This window comes from Aeromicrobium sp. 50.2.37 (genome assembly GCF_024655735.1).
Classification (GTDB): domain Bacteria; phylum Actinomycetota; class Actinomycetes; order Propionibacteriales; family Nocardioidaceae; genus Aeromicrobium.
Genome location: NZ_JANLGG010000012.1, coordinates 57,201 through 69,459 on the forward strand (window position 1 = coordinate 57,201; position 12,259 = coordinate 69,459).

The window sequence follows — 12,259 nt, forward strand, 5'->3', positions numbered from 1 at the left end:
CCGCCTTGTCCTGTCGGCGAGGTGTGAGTCGTTCGTCATCGGTCGCGCGGGACGAGCGGGATCGCGACGAGCGGGAAGAGGGCGACGAGCGCGAACGCCCACCCGTAGCCCAGCCCGGCCACCGTGAGTCCGACGACCGGCGGCACGGCCGCGCTCACCAGGTACTGGCCGGTGTTCTGGACGCCCAGCGCCTTGCCCGACCACCACGGCCCGGCCCGCTCGGCCACGGCGGTGAAGGCCAGGCCGTTGTCGGCGACGGTCACGACCGTGGCGACGACGATGAGGACGACCGCCAGGGGCGTCGGCTCGAGCACGCCGAGCGCCAGCATCGTCAGCGCCGCCCCGACCGCGACGATCCGCATGGGTCCCATGCGACTGCCCACCCGGTCGGACCACCAGCCCACCCCGATGCGGCCCGCCGAGCCGAGCAGCTGGGTGGACGCCACGAGCGCACCGGCCGCGCCGGCGGCCCAGCCGCGCTCGTCGATGAGCCAGACGAGCATGTACGTCCACACGGTGAACTGCGGGACGACCAGCAGGGCCGACGCGGCGTGGATGCGCACGAGCATGACGTCGCCCCGGTACGGGCTGCCCGTCTCGCCCGCGTCGTCGGCGTCGGCGCGGGACCGGCGTGGTGGGTCGACCACCAGCAGGGCGCAGGCCACGAGGACGACCGCGTTGAGCGCGGCGATGCACAGCAGCGTCGTGCGCAGGTCGGTGGCCTGCACCGTCGTCGGCACGAAGACCGCCGCGGCCCCGACCCCGAGCGGGAGCGCGGTCTGGCGCACCCCCATGGCGGTGCCGCGGCGCTCGGCCGGGAACCAGCCCACCACGAGTCGACCGCTCGCGGCGTTGGAGCTGGCCACGCCCACGCCGGCCACGAACCAGCACGCCGCCAGGGCCGGGTAGCCCGCCACGAAGGCGGCGGCGACGGTGCCGCCGGTCGTGACCACCAGACCGAGCGTGAGGGTCAGTCGCTCACCCCATCGGTCGACGACGACGCCCCACGCCACGAGCGAGACCGTGGTGCCGAGCAGCGAGGCGGACGCCAGTGCGCCGGCCTGCGGCAGGGGGAGTCCCCGCTCGAGGTGCAGGTAGGGGATGAGGAAGACGGCCGCGTTGGCGGCCACCGTGCCCGACGCCTGCGCGAGCATGCCCACCGCGAGCATCAGCCAGCGGTTCGGGGTGCTCACCGGACCATGGTCCGCCCGTGCCGACCGGTGCCGGCAGGGGGGTCGGCAGGGGGGTCGGCAGGGCGGTCGGCGGGCGGGTCAGGCCAGGGCACCGACGTGGGCGAGGGCCTGCCGGACGAGCATCCCGCGCCCGCCCTCCATCTCGTCGAGGACCGCCGGGTCGAGGGCCTGCTCGGGCGTCATCCAGCTGAGCTCGAGGGCGTCCTGGCGCGGGTTGCACTCACCCGTGACCGGCACGACGTAGACGAGCGCCACCGCGTGCTGGCGGGGGTCGTGCAGGGGCGTGACGCCCGGCAGCGGGAAGTACTCGGCCACCGTGAACGGCACGATCGACGCCGACAGCTGCGGGAAGGCGGTGGGGCCGAGGTCCTTCTCGAGGTTGCGCAGCAGCGCGTCGCGCACCGACTCGCCGTGGGTGACGCGTCCGGAGACGAAGGTGCGCGTCATGGCCCCGGTGGTGGGCGAACCACGCAGCAGCAGTCCGAGGTGCTCGACCTGGCCGTGGGCGTCCACCCGGACGGGGATCCCCTCGACGTAGAGGATCGGCACGCGCGAGCGGGTCTCGTCGAGCGCGATCTCGGAGAGCCAGCCGGGATTGGGGTCAGGGGTGCGGACGGACGCCATGGCCTCATCCTCCCCCACGCGTGGGCGTCAGCCGTGTCGCCCCGGCGGGGACGGCCCTCGTCAGGAGGTCGACGCGGTGGTGGAGGCCGCGATGCTGGCCGTCATCGCGGCGGTCATGGCGGCCTGGGCGTCCTGGATCGCCTTGCGCACGCCCTCGCTGGCCCAGTCGCCGTCGGCGACGACCTTGGCCCGCGCCTTCGCGCCCTTCTTCTCCCGCTTCTCGACCACGAGGCCGAGCTGGTCGGCGGCCAGGAGCAGGCCGACGAGCGGGCCGGTGACCTGGTCGGCGGGTTGGTCGTGCAGGAGCACCTGCCGCATCGCCCCGACGAGCTGGTCACGCCGCGCGACGTCGACGAGCTCGTACCGCTCCAGCCGGATGCCGAGCACGCGGCGCTGCTCGTCCCGCACGAGCCCATCGGCCTCCAGGGACGCCAGCACGGCCTTGCGCTGCTTCTTGCCCAGGCGGGTCACGATCGACTTCGGTGCCTGGTGGCCCTTCTGCCAGACCCGCTCGAAGGCGGCCTGCAGGTCGGGATCGTCCACGGGCGTGCGGTCGGCAACGGCCACGCGGGCCTTCCGTCCCGTGCCGACGAGCTCGAGGCGACCGAGCAGCACGAGGTCGATGAGCGCGGCGCCACCGAGGGCGGGCTCGGCGGCCATGGACGGCAGCCGCACCTTGCCCGACTCCGGGTCGAGCGCCACGAGCAGGAGGTCGCGAGCGACGGTCATGCCTCGAGCCTAGGCCGACCTGCGACCGACGTCACCCCGCCCTACGGTCGAGGGATGGACCCGTCGGACGACGCCACCACCCCTGACCACACGGCCCTCGACCCGCGGGTCGTGGCGCTGGCGCAGGACCTGCTGGACGACGCCCGCGAGGGCCGGACCGAGCGGTTGGTGCAGCACCTCGATGCGGGCGTCCCGGTCGAGCTCACCGACGCGTCGGGCAACACGCTGCTCATGCTCGCGGCCTACCACGGCCACGCGGGGACGGTGGCTGCGCTCACGGCGCGGGGCGCCGTCGTCGACGCGCTGAACGACCGCGGCCAGAGCCCGCTGGCGGGGGCGGTGTTCAAGGGCGAGGACGCGGTGGTGCGGGTCCTGCTCGAGGCCGGCGCCGACCCGGACGCCGGACACCCGACGGCCCGCGAGACCGCCGCCATGTTCGGACGCCCGGACCTCCTGGCCTGACCGCTGCCCACGGCCCGGACGGGCTGGGCGCGGTGGCTCGCGGGCGGCTAGGCTGGCACCACCACGACAGGGGAGCGCCGCCGCAGAGGGCGCTGAGAGTGCGGATCAGCCGCAGACCCTTGAACCTGCTCCGGTTAGCACCGGCGAAGGGAGTCACGATGAGTTCTGCATCCACGCGTACACCGACCGAGGGTCGGGAACGTCTGTCCTATCGCACCATCGACCTCGTCACGATCGCGTCGCTCGGCGTCGCGTTCGGGGTCATCTTCTGGGCCTGGGGGAAGCTCTACGGCGTCCTCGACCTGGCCGCGACGATCGGCTACCCGCCGGCCGGCGCGCTGCTCGGCGGCGGCTGGCTGCTCGCCGGGGTCGTCGGCGGGCTGGTCATCCGCAGGCCGGGTGCCGCGTTCGGCACCGAGGTGGTGGCCGCCGCGATCTCGATGTTCGTGCTCGGCGGCACCGAGTGGGGCTTCACCGTCCTGCTCTCGGGCCTCGTGCAGGGCGCCGGCGCCGAGCTGGGCTTCGCCCTCGGCCGCTACCGCCGCTGGGGCCTCGGCGCGGCCGTCCTCGCGGGCGTGCTGTCGGCCGTCTTCGCCTCCGTCTACGAGTGGAACTTCTACTACACCGACTGGGGCTTCGCGTACAAGGTCGCGCACCTCGGCTTCTTCGCCGTGTCGGGTGCGGTCGTCGCCGGTCTGCTGGGCTGGATGCTCGTCCGCTCGCTCGCCTCCACCGGGGCGCTCGACTCCTTCGGCGCCGGTCGCGACGCCGCCGGAGAGGGCGTGCGGGCCTGACCGCCCTCACCACCACCCGACCCGTCGAGGTCCGCCTCGACGGGTTCGGGTGGCGGCCCATGGGTCACGCCCGGGCGGTGGTGGCCGACCTCGACCTGCACCTCCCCGCGGGGCAGCGGGTGCTGCTCGCCGGGCCGAGCGGCGCGGGTAAGTCGACCCTGCTGCTGGCGCTCGCCGGTGCGTTGGGCGAGTCCGTGCCCGGGGACCTCTCGGGATCGGTAGGCGCCGAGGGCGTGCGCGGTCTCGTGACGCAGCAGCCCGGCGACGCCGTGGTGTCGGCCCGCGTCGGCCGCGACGTCGCCTTCGGGCCCGAGAACCTGGGCCTCGACCACGACGAGACCTGGCGCCGGGTCGACGAGGCGCTCGACGCGGTCGGGCTGACCTACGGTCGCGAGCACCCCACCGACGCGCTCTCCGGCGGCGAGACCCAACGTCTGGCCCTGGCCGGCGCGCTCGCCCTGCGCCCTGGTCTGCTGCTGCTCGACGAGCCGACCTCGATGCTCGACGAGGCCTCGGCCGCCGAGGTCCGACGGGCGGTCACCGACGCCGTGGCGTCGGCGGGCGCGACGCTGGTGGTGGTGGAGCACCGCATCGGGCCCTGGCTCGAGCTCGTGGACCGGGTGGTCGTCCTCGGCCGTGACGGTGGCGTGCTCGCCGACACGGACCCCACCACCTTCGTGGCCGAGCACCGTTCGTCCCTCGGCGCGGCCGGGGTCTGGATGCCGGGGCTCGAGGCTCCCGTGCCGGTGCTCCCCGACCGGGCGCTGGTGGCGCCGGACGACGACGCGGTGCCCCTCGACGTCGAGCGGCTCACGGTCGAGCTGGTGCGTCGCTCGTGGCGCGGCACCACCCGCACCTGCGCCCTCGACGACGTCGACCTGCGCCTGGTCGAGGGCGCCGCGCACGCCGTCGTCGGTCCGTCGGGGGCGGGCAAGTCCACGCTGCTCGCGGCCTGTGCCGGTCTGCAGGCCCCCACCTCCGGAGCGGTCGAGCGTGCGGGCGAGCCGCTGCACCGGATGCGGTCGTCGGCGCTGGCGGCCGTCTCGGGCTGGGTGCCGCAGGTCCCCGAGCACGGGCTGCTCACGACCACGGTGCGCGACGAGGTCGCCTTCACGGCGGGTCGGCTCGGCCGGGCCGTCGACGTCGACGCGGTGCTGGACCACCTCGGACTCGGCGCCCACGCGGACCGGAACCCCTACCGGCTCTCCGGTGGCGAACAACGGCGGCTCGCCCTCGCCGCCGCACTGGCGCACCGGCCCGGGTCGGTGCTGCTCGACGAGCCGACCGTCGGCCAGGACCGGCTCACCTGGGCCGCGGTGGCCGGGTGGTGGCGTGCTGCCGCGGACGCCGGGGCCGTCGCGGCGGCCGCCAGCCACGACGCCGACCTCGTGGCGCTCGCCGACCGGGTCCACCGCCTCGAGGCGGGGCGGCTCGCATGACGACCCGGCACACCGCTCCCACCGGTCGACGATCGCTCCTGCTCCACGTGAACCCGCTCGCGCTCGCCGTGGTGGGCGTCGCTGCCGTGCCCGGGTCGCTCGCCGTGCGGACGCTGCCGATCGCCCTGGTGACCGTGGCGGTCTACGCCGTCGTGCTCCTGCTGGTGGTGCCGTCGGTGCGGTACACGCTGCTGTGCCTGGCGCTCGCGGCCTTCGCGGGCCTCACGGTCGCCTACTCGACGTGGCGCCTCGGCGGTCACGACGAGACGCTCGCCCTGACCGCGGGCCTGCGCATCGTGGTGCTCGCCTGGCCAGGTGCCGTGGTGGCCGTGTTCGTCGACCCGGCCCGGCTCGGCGACCACCTGGCGCAGAACCTCCGACTGCCGTCGCGGCCCGTGGTGGCGGTGACGTCTGCGCTGCAGCAGGCGGCCGGTCTGCTGGTCACCTGGCAGCAGCTCGTGCGAGCCCGACGAGCCCGGGGCGCGGGGCCGGCCGGCGGTCCGGTCGCCCGCTCCCGCTACGGCGGCGGGCTGGTCTTCGCCCTGCTCGTCTCCTCGTTGCGCGGCGCGTCGCGCCAGTCCATCGCCCTGGACGCGCGCGGCTTCGCGTCGGCCCAGGACCGGTCGTGGGCCGAGCCGGCGCCGTGGACCCGGCTCGACGTGGCCGTCGCGGTCGCGGGAGCCCTGCTCGCGGCCGTCCCGGTGGTGCTCCTCGTGGCGGTCTAGCCAGGACCTGGGTCACGCACTAGGGTGCGAACTAAGCAAGCGCTTAGCCCGACGTCACTTCCGGAGGTACCCCATGGTCCGCGTGTTCGACAGTCTCGACGCCTTCAAGGCAGCCGCCGGGGAGGAGCTCGGCACCAGCGACTGGGTCACCGTCACCCAGGAGCAGATCAACACGTTCGCCGACGCCACCGGCGACCACCAGTGGATCCACGTCGACCCCGAGCGCGCCGCGTCGGGCCCGTTCGGCGGCACCATCGCGCACGGCTACCTCACGCTCTCGCTGCTGCCGGTCTTCGTCGAGCAGATCTACTCGATCCAGGGCCTGGCGTTCGGCATGAACTACGGCGCGAACAAGGTGCGGTTCCCGAGCCCCGTGCCCGTCGACTCGCGCCTGCGCGCGTCGGCCACCCTCGTCGAGACCCGCGACATCCCGATCGGCACGCAGGGCATCGTCAACGTGGTCGTCGAGCGCGAGGGCTCCGACAAGCCGGTGTGCATCGCCGAGGTCATCTACGTCATGGCCGGTGCCTGAGATGTACTTCGCCTTCGACGAGACGACCAACGAGCTCATCGCGAAGCTCGAGACCTTCATGGACGAGAAGGTCTACCCCGCCGAGCATCAGGCCGAGCAGCAGATCAAGGCCCTGTACGACGAGGACCGCTGGGACCCGCCGGCCGTGCTCGACGGCCTCAAGGCCGAGGCGCGCGAACGCGGCCTGTGGAACTTCTTCCTCGCCGGCCACCCGGAGGAGGGCGGCCTGACGAACCTGCAGTACGCGCCGCTCGCGGAGATCACCGGCCGCTCCATCCAGCTGGCTCCGGCCGCCATCAACTGCGCCGCGCCCGACACCGGCAACATGGAGGTGCTGACGATGTTCGGCACCGACGAGCAGAAGGAGCAGTGGCTGAAGCCGCTGCTCGCCGGCGAGATCCGCTCCGCCTTCGCCATGACCGAGCCCGACGTGGCCTCCTCGGACGCCACCAACATCGAGCTGTCGATCGTGCGCGACGGCGACGAGTACGTCATCAACGGCCGCAAGTGGTGGATCACCGGCGCGATGAACCCGAACTGCCAGGTCTTCATCGTGATGGGCAAGACCGACCCGTCGGCCGAGCGCCACCGCCAGCAGTCGATGATCCTCGTCCCCCGCGACACCCCCGGGCTGGAGGTCGTGCGCGGCATGCACGTGTTCGGCTTCCACGACCGCGACCACGGCGGCCACGCCGAGCTGCGCTTCACCGACGTGCGCGTGCCCGCCTCGAACCTCATCGGCGGGGAGGGCGAGGGCTTCGCCATCGCCCAGGCGCGCCTGGGGCCCGGCCGCATCCACCACTGCATGCGCTCCATCGGCCTGGCCGAGCGTGCGGTCGAGCTCATGTGCGAGCGCGCGCTCAGCCGCACGACGTTCGGCAAGCCGATCGCGCAGCAGGGGGTCGTGCAGGACTGGATCGCCGAGTCGCGCGTCAAGCTGGAGCAGCTGCGGCTCCTCACGCTCAAGACCGCCTGGCTCATGGACACCGTGGGCAACCGCGGCGCCCACAAGGAGATCCAGGCGATCAAGATCGCCACCCCGCAGACGGTGGAGTGGATCCTCGACAAGGCCATCCAGGTGCACGGTGCCGGTGGGCTCAGCCAGGACTTCCCGCTCGCGGAGATGTTCGCCGGCATCCGCACGCTGCGCTTCGCCGACGGGCCCGACGAGGTGCACAAGGCCTCGCTCGCCCGCGCCGAGCTCAAGAAGTACGCGTCGAAGAAGTGAGCCGGGTCCGATGAGGATCGAGGGAGCGTCGGCGGTCGTCACGGGTGCGGCCGGCGGCATCGGCCTGGCGGTCGCGCGCGCCCTGCTCGAGCGTGGAGCGGGCTCGGTCGTGCTGGCGGACCTCGACGGTGACCGGCTCGAGGCTGCCGCGACAGGACTCGCCGAGGACTTCGGCGACCGCGTGCTCCACCGGGCTGCCGACGTCACGAGCGAGATCGGTGTCGACGCCGTGCTGCAGACCGCTCCGTCGCCGGTCGACCTCTACGTCGCCAACGCGGGCGTGTTCCGGGGCTTCGGACTCGATGCCTCCCCGGAGGACTGGGCCGCGTCGTGGGACGTCAACGTGATGGGCCACGTCGCCGCCGCCCGGGCCCTGGTACCCGGGTGGGTCGAGGGTGCGACCGCCGAGAGCGGTCCGGCGGGGTGCTTCGTGAGCGTCGCGTCGGCCGCCGGCCTGCTCACCCAGCTGGGCTCGCCGACCTACTCGGTGACCAAGCACGCGGCCGTCGGGTTCGCCGAGTGGCTCGCGGCCACCTACGGCGACCGCGGCGTGCAGGTCACCTGCGCGTGCCCGATGGGGGTGCGCACGGCCATGCTCGAGTCGGGCGAGACGAGCGACGACCCCGACGCGACCCTCGGGATGCGTGCGGTCACGTCGGCGGGCAACGCGCTCGAGCCGGCCGAGGTCGCGACGACGATCCTCGACGCCGTCGAGGCCGGCCGCTTCCAGGCCCTGCCCCACCCCGACGTCGCCACCATGTGGGCCCAGAAGGCCACCGACCCCGACCGCTGGATCTCCGGCATGCAGCGCTACCGCCGCCACCTCGAGGCCTGACCCGTCCCAGCGATTCCCATCAGGTGATGGGAATCGCGAGCACACCATGGTTCTCTGCCACTCACCTCGGCGTGCGCGCCGAGGTGAGTGAGTGAGAACCAGGGTGGGTGCGTGGCCGGCACCCGCCACCGGTCGAGCAGGAGAGTCGCTCGGTAGGGTCGCGGCCATGAAGATCGGACCCGGCCTCGTGGTGCCCGCCCTTGCCGAGCTGGTGCTGCTCGCCCTCTACGTGACCGACGTGCTGGGCGACGCCGCCTGGCCCGACGGCTTCGTCGTGCCAGGTCGGGTGATCGTGGTCGTCGCCGCCGTCGTCATCGCCGGGATCTGCTACCAGGCGTGGGCCAGCGTGACCTCGCAGCAGCGGACCCCCCTCGTGCACGCCTCGGCCGGCGCGTCGCTGGTCGGCGGCGCCGCCCTCGCCTCCGCGGTCACCGCCGCCGAGGCCGGTCGGATCTTCGGCGCTCCCGCCCTGGCGACGCTCGGGACGGCCGCGCTCGTGGCCGCCGTGGTGTGCCACCAGCTGTCGTCGGCGCGCCGCTCCCTGTCCTGACCCACGCACGCACGACGACGGGCCCCGACCGCCATGGTCGGGGCCCGTCGTGTGCGCGTGGCGTGCCGTGCGTCAGACGCCGATCTCGCGGCCGTCCTTGCGCCACACCACGGCCACGGAGGGACGCGGGACCGACGAGCCGCCGTCGGGCCAGTGCGACGCCGGGGCGTCCGCCGACGCTCCGTCCTTCTCGCCCGGGTGCTGGACGCAGACGAGCACGCGGTGCCTCTGCACCACCGGTCCGCAGGTCTCGGCGCCGAGCGGGACGGTCAGGAACTGGCGGGTGAGACCGCGGTCGCGTCCCTCCACCGCCACGCCGAACAGGCCGTCGTTGGAGCCGAGCGCGTTGCCGTCCGTGGAGACCCACAGGTTGCCGTGGCGGTCGAACGTCACGTTGTCCGGGCACGAGATGGGTGAGACCTGGCTCTTGTCGTAGCCGCCGAAGTACGTGGCCGGGTCGTTCGGGTCGCCGCACACCAGCAGCAGGCTCCACGCGAACCGGGTGGCACCGCTGTCGTTGCGGTGCTCGGTCAGCTCGAGCACGTGGCCGTTCTTGTTGGCGTTGCGCGGGTTGGCCTCGTCGGCACCGGCCTTGCCCGCAGCGCCACGGTTGGAGTTGTTCGTCAGGGCCACGTAGACCTTGCCGCTGACGGGGCTGGGCTCCACGTCCTCGGGGCGGTCCATCTTCGTGGCACCCGCGACGTCGGCGGCCTGCCGGGTGAACAGCAGCACCTCCTCGGCCGTGAAGCCCTTCACGAACGACTTCGTGCCGCTCACGAGCGGGATCCAGGTGCCCGAGCCGTCGAACTCGCCGTCCTTCGGGAGCGTGCCCGTGCCGTCGATCTGCGAGGTGGGGGAGTCGCCGGTCAGCTTCGCGACGTAGAGGGTGCCGTGGTCGAGCAGCGTGTCGTTGTGCCGCTTGGCCGACGCCGACCGCCCCTTCTTCATGCGGTCGCGCGAGACGAACTTGTACAGGTAGTCGAAGCGCTCGTCGTCGCCCATGTAGACGGCGACCCGCCCGTCCTTGTTGATGCGGGGCTGGGCGGCCTCGTGCTTGAACCGGCCCAGGGCGGTGCGCTTGCGCGGGACGGCGCGGGGGTCGTACGGGTCGACCTCGACGATCCAGCCGAAGCGGTTGACCTCGTTGGGCTCCTTCGCGAGGTCGAAGCGGTCGTCGAACTTCTCCCACTGACGCTCGCTCGCGGTGCCGGCGACGCCGTAGCGGGCGAGTCGCGCCGCGGTCGTCGGGTCGGTGACCGTGGCGGCGTTGGCGAAGTACTGGTTGAAGTTCTCCTCGGCCGTCAGCCACGTGCCCCAGGGCGTGGTGCCGCCGGCGCAGTTGTTGAGGGTGCCGAGCACGGTCCGGCCCCGCGGGTCGGCCTTCGTCCGCACGAGCGGGTGGCCGGCCACGGGCCCGGTGAGCCGGAACTCGGTCTGGGTGTGGAAGCGGCGGTTGAGCTGGTGCCCGACGATCGGCTCCAGCGACCCGCTGCGGGTCTCCCGGACCGCCACGACGGACAGCCCGTGGGCGGCCCACGACGTCTCGACCTGCTCGCGCGTCGGGTTGGCGGGGTCGTAGCCGGGGTACATGAGCTCCTCGCTCGTGTACTCGTGGTTGGCGACCAGCAGCTGCGTGCCGCGCGACAGCGGCAGCAGCGCGAGGAAGTCGTTGTTGAAGCCGAACTGGCGACGCTGGGCCGCAGCGCTCTGCCGGTCGACGGACCAGCGGGGGGAGTCCTTGAACAGCGGGTCGCCCCAACGGATCACGACGTCCTGGCGGTAGCCGGGCGGCACGGTCACGGCGTCGGCGGTGTTGGGGGCGACGGGCTCGAAGCGCAGGCCGTGCGGGCCGCGGCCGGGCTTCGGCGGCTTGGTCGGCCCGCCCTTGCCGGTGGGAGCGGAGACCGGGGCGGCGGCCACGGGCCCGGAGAAGGCCACGGTGGCGGCCGTCGCGGCACCGATGACGGCACCGGCGCGCAGGACGCCACGGCGACTCGCGGCACGCGCCATCACGTCGGCGAAGGTCTCGTTGTCCGACGTGTTGGGCGCGTCGTGGGCGCAGGCGTCGCCGCAGCGGTAGCGGCAGGTGAGGGCGGCGCGTCCGGAGGCGCAGGGCGCCTCGGGCGGGCAGGTTCCGGCGCCACCCTCGGTGCGGAGGGTCACGACGGGGAGCAAGGGGCGTTCGGGCGTGATCGTCACGGAAGTCCTCCAGAGCGGGGGAGCGTCGGGCCGCCCCCCATCGACGCCATGACGGTAGGAGCGTCGCCGGACGCCGACGTGGATCCTGGGTGAACAGGAGGTGACGGTACTCAGGGCCGGGGCCCGTGGCCCGGCGGACTACGCTCGATCCCATGGCGATCGAGCTCCGCACCCCCGACCAGGTCGACGAGATGCGTGCGGCCGGCCGCTTCGTCGGCGAGGTCCTCACGGCCCTCGTGGACGCCGCCGACGTGGGGGTCGACCTGCTGGACCTCGATGCGCTCGCGCACCGCATGATCCGCGAGCGCGGAGCCGAGTCCTGCTACATCGACTACGCGCCCTCGTTCGGTCGTGGACCCTTCGGCAAGGTCGTGTGCACGTCGGTCAACGACGCGGTCCTGCACGGGCTGCCGCACCGCTACCGGCTGCGCGACGGCGACCTGGTCACGTTCGACTTCGCGGTCTCGGTCGACGGCTGGGTCGGTGACTCCGCCGTGAGCGTCGTGGTCGGCACCCCGCGCGAGGAGGACCTGGCGCTCATCGCCGCCACCGAGGAGGCCCTCGAGGCGGGCATCGGCGCCGCCCGCGCCGGCAACCGGTTGGGTGACATCAGCGCCGCCATCGGCGACGTCGCGCGCTCCCACGGGCTCACGGTCAACACCCAGTTCGGCGGCCACAGCGTCGGCCGCACCATGCACGGCGACCTCCACCTGCCCAACGACGGCCGGGCGGGGCGCGGCGTGAGGCTCGACCCGGGGCTCGTCATCGCGATCGAGCCGTGGTTCCTGCAGACCACCGACGAGATCGTCATGGACCCCGACGGCTGGACCATCCGCAGCGCCGACGGCTCCCGCGGTGCCCACAGCGAGCACACCATCGCCGTGACCGAGGGTGACCCGATCATCCTCACCGCGCGCGACTGACCGACGCCGACCGGCCCCACGGGGAG

General features: G+C 73.5%; 13 protein-coding genes and 1 riboswitch. Of the genes, 9 read left to right on the forward strand and 4 right to left on the reverse strand.

The window, feature by feature from the left end:
• Window positions 1–35: 35 nt before the first annotated feature.
• The 3 genes from NUV38_RS08235 to NUV38_RS08245 form a co-directional block, all read right to left on the reverse strand.
• The gene (locus NUV38_RS08235) at window positions 36–1,193 is read right to left on the reverse strand and encodes an MFS transporter (RefSeq protein WP_257728661.1); all 1,158 of its coding nucleotides are present in this window, start codon (window positions 1,191–1,193) and stop codon (window positions 36–38) included.
• Between the two features lie 78 nt (window positions 1,194–1,271).
• A complete protein-coding gene (locus NUV38_RS08240) occupies window positions 1,272–1,817 on the reverse strand; it encodes an NUDIX hydrolase family protein (RefSeq protein WP_055962753.1) in 546 nt (181 codons plus the stop codon).
• Between the two features lie 60 nt (window positions 1,818–1,877).
• Complete coding sequence (locus NUV38_RS08245; protein ID WP_257728662.1) at window positions 1,878–2,546, reverse strand: GPP34 family phosphoprotein; 669 nt, start codon at window positions 2,544–2,546, stop codon at window positions 1,878–1,880.
• Between the two features lie 54 nt (window positions 2,547–2,600).
• Here NUV38_RS08245 and NUV38_RS08250 point away from each other — a divergent pair, with 54 nt between their 5' ends.
• The 8 genes from NUV38_RS08250 (at window position 2,601) to NUV38_RS08285 (ending at window position 9,111) form a co-directional block, all read left to right on the forward strand.
• Window positions 2,601–3,008, forward strand: a complete 408-nt coding sequence (locus NUV38_RS08250; RefSeq protein WP_257728663.1) for an ankyrin repeat domain-containing protein — start codon at window positions 2,601–2,603, stop codon at window positions 3,006–3,008.
• A gap of 58 nt (window positions 3,009–3,066) precedes the next feature.
• Window positions 3,067–3,177, forward strand: a riboswitch (TPP riboswitch).
• Window positions 3,167–3,802, forward strand: a complete 636-nt coding sequence (locus tag NUV38_RS08255) for an ECF transporter S component (protein WP_257728664.1) — start codon at window positions 3,167–3,169, stop codon at window positions 3,800–3,802. (Overlaps the previous riboswitch by 11 nt.)
• Window positions 3,803–3,861: 59 nt before the next feature.
• Complete coding sequence (locus NUV38_RS08260) at window positions 3,862–5,241, forward strand: ATP-binding cassette domain-containing protein (protein WP_257728665.1); 1,380 nt, start codon at window positions 3,862–3,864, stop codon at window positions 5,239–5,241.
• A complete protein-coding gene (locus tag NUV38_RS08265; protein ID WP_257728666.1) occupies window positions 5,238–5,966 on the forward strand; it encodes an energy-coupling factor transporter transmembrane protein EcfT in 729 nt (242 codons plus the stop codon). Before NUV38_RS08260 ends, NUV38_RS08265 begins: the two co-directional genes overlap by 4 nt.
• 73 nt (window positions 5,967–6,039) lie before the next feature.
• On the forward strand, window positions 6,040–6,498 hold the full coding sequence (locus tag NUV38_RS08270) for a MaoC family dehydratase (protein ID WP_257728667.1): 459 nt from the start codon (window positions 6,040–6,042) through the stop codon (window positions 6,496–6,498).
• A gap of 1 nt (window position 6,499) precedes the next feature.
• Window positions 6,500–7,726 carry an acyl-CoA dehydrogenase family protein gene (locus NUV38_RS08275; RefSeq protein WP_257728701.1) on the forward strand — a complete coding sequence of 409 codons (1,227 nt, stop codon included), beginning with the start codon at window positions 6,500–6,502 and terminating at the stop codon, window positions 7,724–7,726.
• Between the two features lie 10 nt (window positions 7,727–7,736).
• On the forward strand, window positions 7,737–8,561 hold the full coding sequence (locus tag NUV38_RS08280; RefSeq protein WP_257728668.1) for an SDR family oxidoreductase: 825 nt from the start codon (window positions 7,737–7,739) through the stop codon (window positions 8,559–8,561).
• 166 nt (window positions 8,562–8,727) lie between these two features.
• Window positions 8,728–9,111, forward strand: coding sequence for a hypothetical protein (locus tag NUV38_RS08285; protein WP_257728669.1), 384 nt, complete (start codon window positions 8,728–8,730; stop codon window positions 9,109–9,111).
• 72 nt (window positions 9,112–9,183) lie between these two features.
• Here NUV38_RS08285 and NUV38_RS08290 read toward each other — a convergent pair whose 3' ends face one another.
• Entirely contained in the window at window positions 9,184–11,310 is a 2,127-nt protein-coding gene (locus NUV38_RS08290) for a PhoX family phosphatase (RefSeq protein WP_257728670.1), read from the reverse strand.
• Between the two features lie 152 nt (window positions 11,311–11,462).
• Between NUV38_RS08290 and map the strand changes: the two genes are divergently transcribed.
• Window positions 11,463–12,233, forward strand: coding sequence for a type I methionyl aminopeptidase (gene map / locus NUV38_RS08295; RefSeq protein WP_257728671.1), 771 nt, complete (start codon window positions 11,463–11,465; stop codon window positions 12,231–12,233).
• Window positions 12,234–12,259 lie beyond the last annotated feature (26 nt).

What these genes read in the sequence shown, in the direction of transcription:
- NUV38_RS08240 (WP_055962753.1), bottom strand. Translation starts at nt 1,817, where the DNA reads ATGGCGTCCGTCCGCACCCCTGACCCCAATCCCGGCTGGCTCTCCGAG.
- NUV38_RS08245 (WP_257728662.1), bottom strand. Translation starts at nt 2,546, where the DNA reads ATGACCGTCGCTCGCGACCTCCTGCTCGTGGCGCTCGACCCGGAGTCG.
- NUV38_RS08250 (WP_257728663.1), top strand. Translation starts at nt 2,601, where the DNA reads ATGGACCCGTCGGACGACGCCACCACCCCTGACCACACGGCCCTCGAC.
- NUV38_RS08255 (WP_257728664.1), top strand. Translation starts at nt 3,167, where the DNA reads ATGAGTTCTGCATCCACGCGTACACCGACCGAGGGTCGGGAACGTCTG.
- NUV38_RS08260 (WP_257728665.1), top strand. Translation starts at nt 3,862, where the DNA reads ATGGGTCACGCCCGGGCGGTGGTGGCCGACCTCGACCTGCACCTCCCC.
- NUV38_RS08265 (WP_257728666.1), top strand. Translation starts at nt 5,238, where the DNA reads ATGACGACCCGGCACACCGCTCCCACCGGTCGACGATCGCTCCTGCTC.
- NUV38_RS08270 (WP_257728667.1), top strand. Translation starts at nt 6,040, where the DNA reads ATGGTCCGCGTGTTCGACAGTCTCGACGCCTTCAAGGCAGCCGCCGGG.
- NUV38_RS08275 (WP_257728701.1), top strand. Translation starts at nt 6,500, where the DNA reads ATGTACTTCGCCTTCGACGAGACGACCAACGAGCTCATCGCGAAGCTC.
- NUV38_RS08280 (WP_257728668.1), top strand. Translation starts at nt 7,737, where the DNA reads ATGAGGATCGAGGGAGCGTCGGCGGTCGTCACGGGTGCGGCCGGCGGC.
- NUV38_RS08285 (WP_257728669.1), top strand. Translation starts at nt 8,728, where the DNA reads ATGAAGATCGGACCCGGCCTCGTGGTGCCCGCCCTTGCCGAGCTGGTG.
- map (WP_257728671.1), top strand. Translation starts at nt 11,463, where the DNA reads ATGGCGATCGAGCTCCGCACCCCCGACCAGGTCGACGAGATGCGTGCG.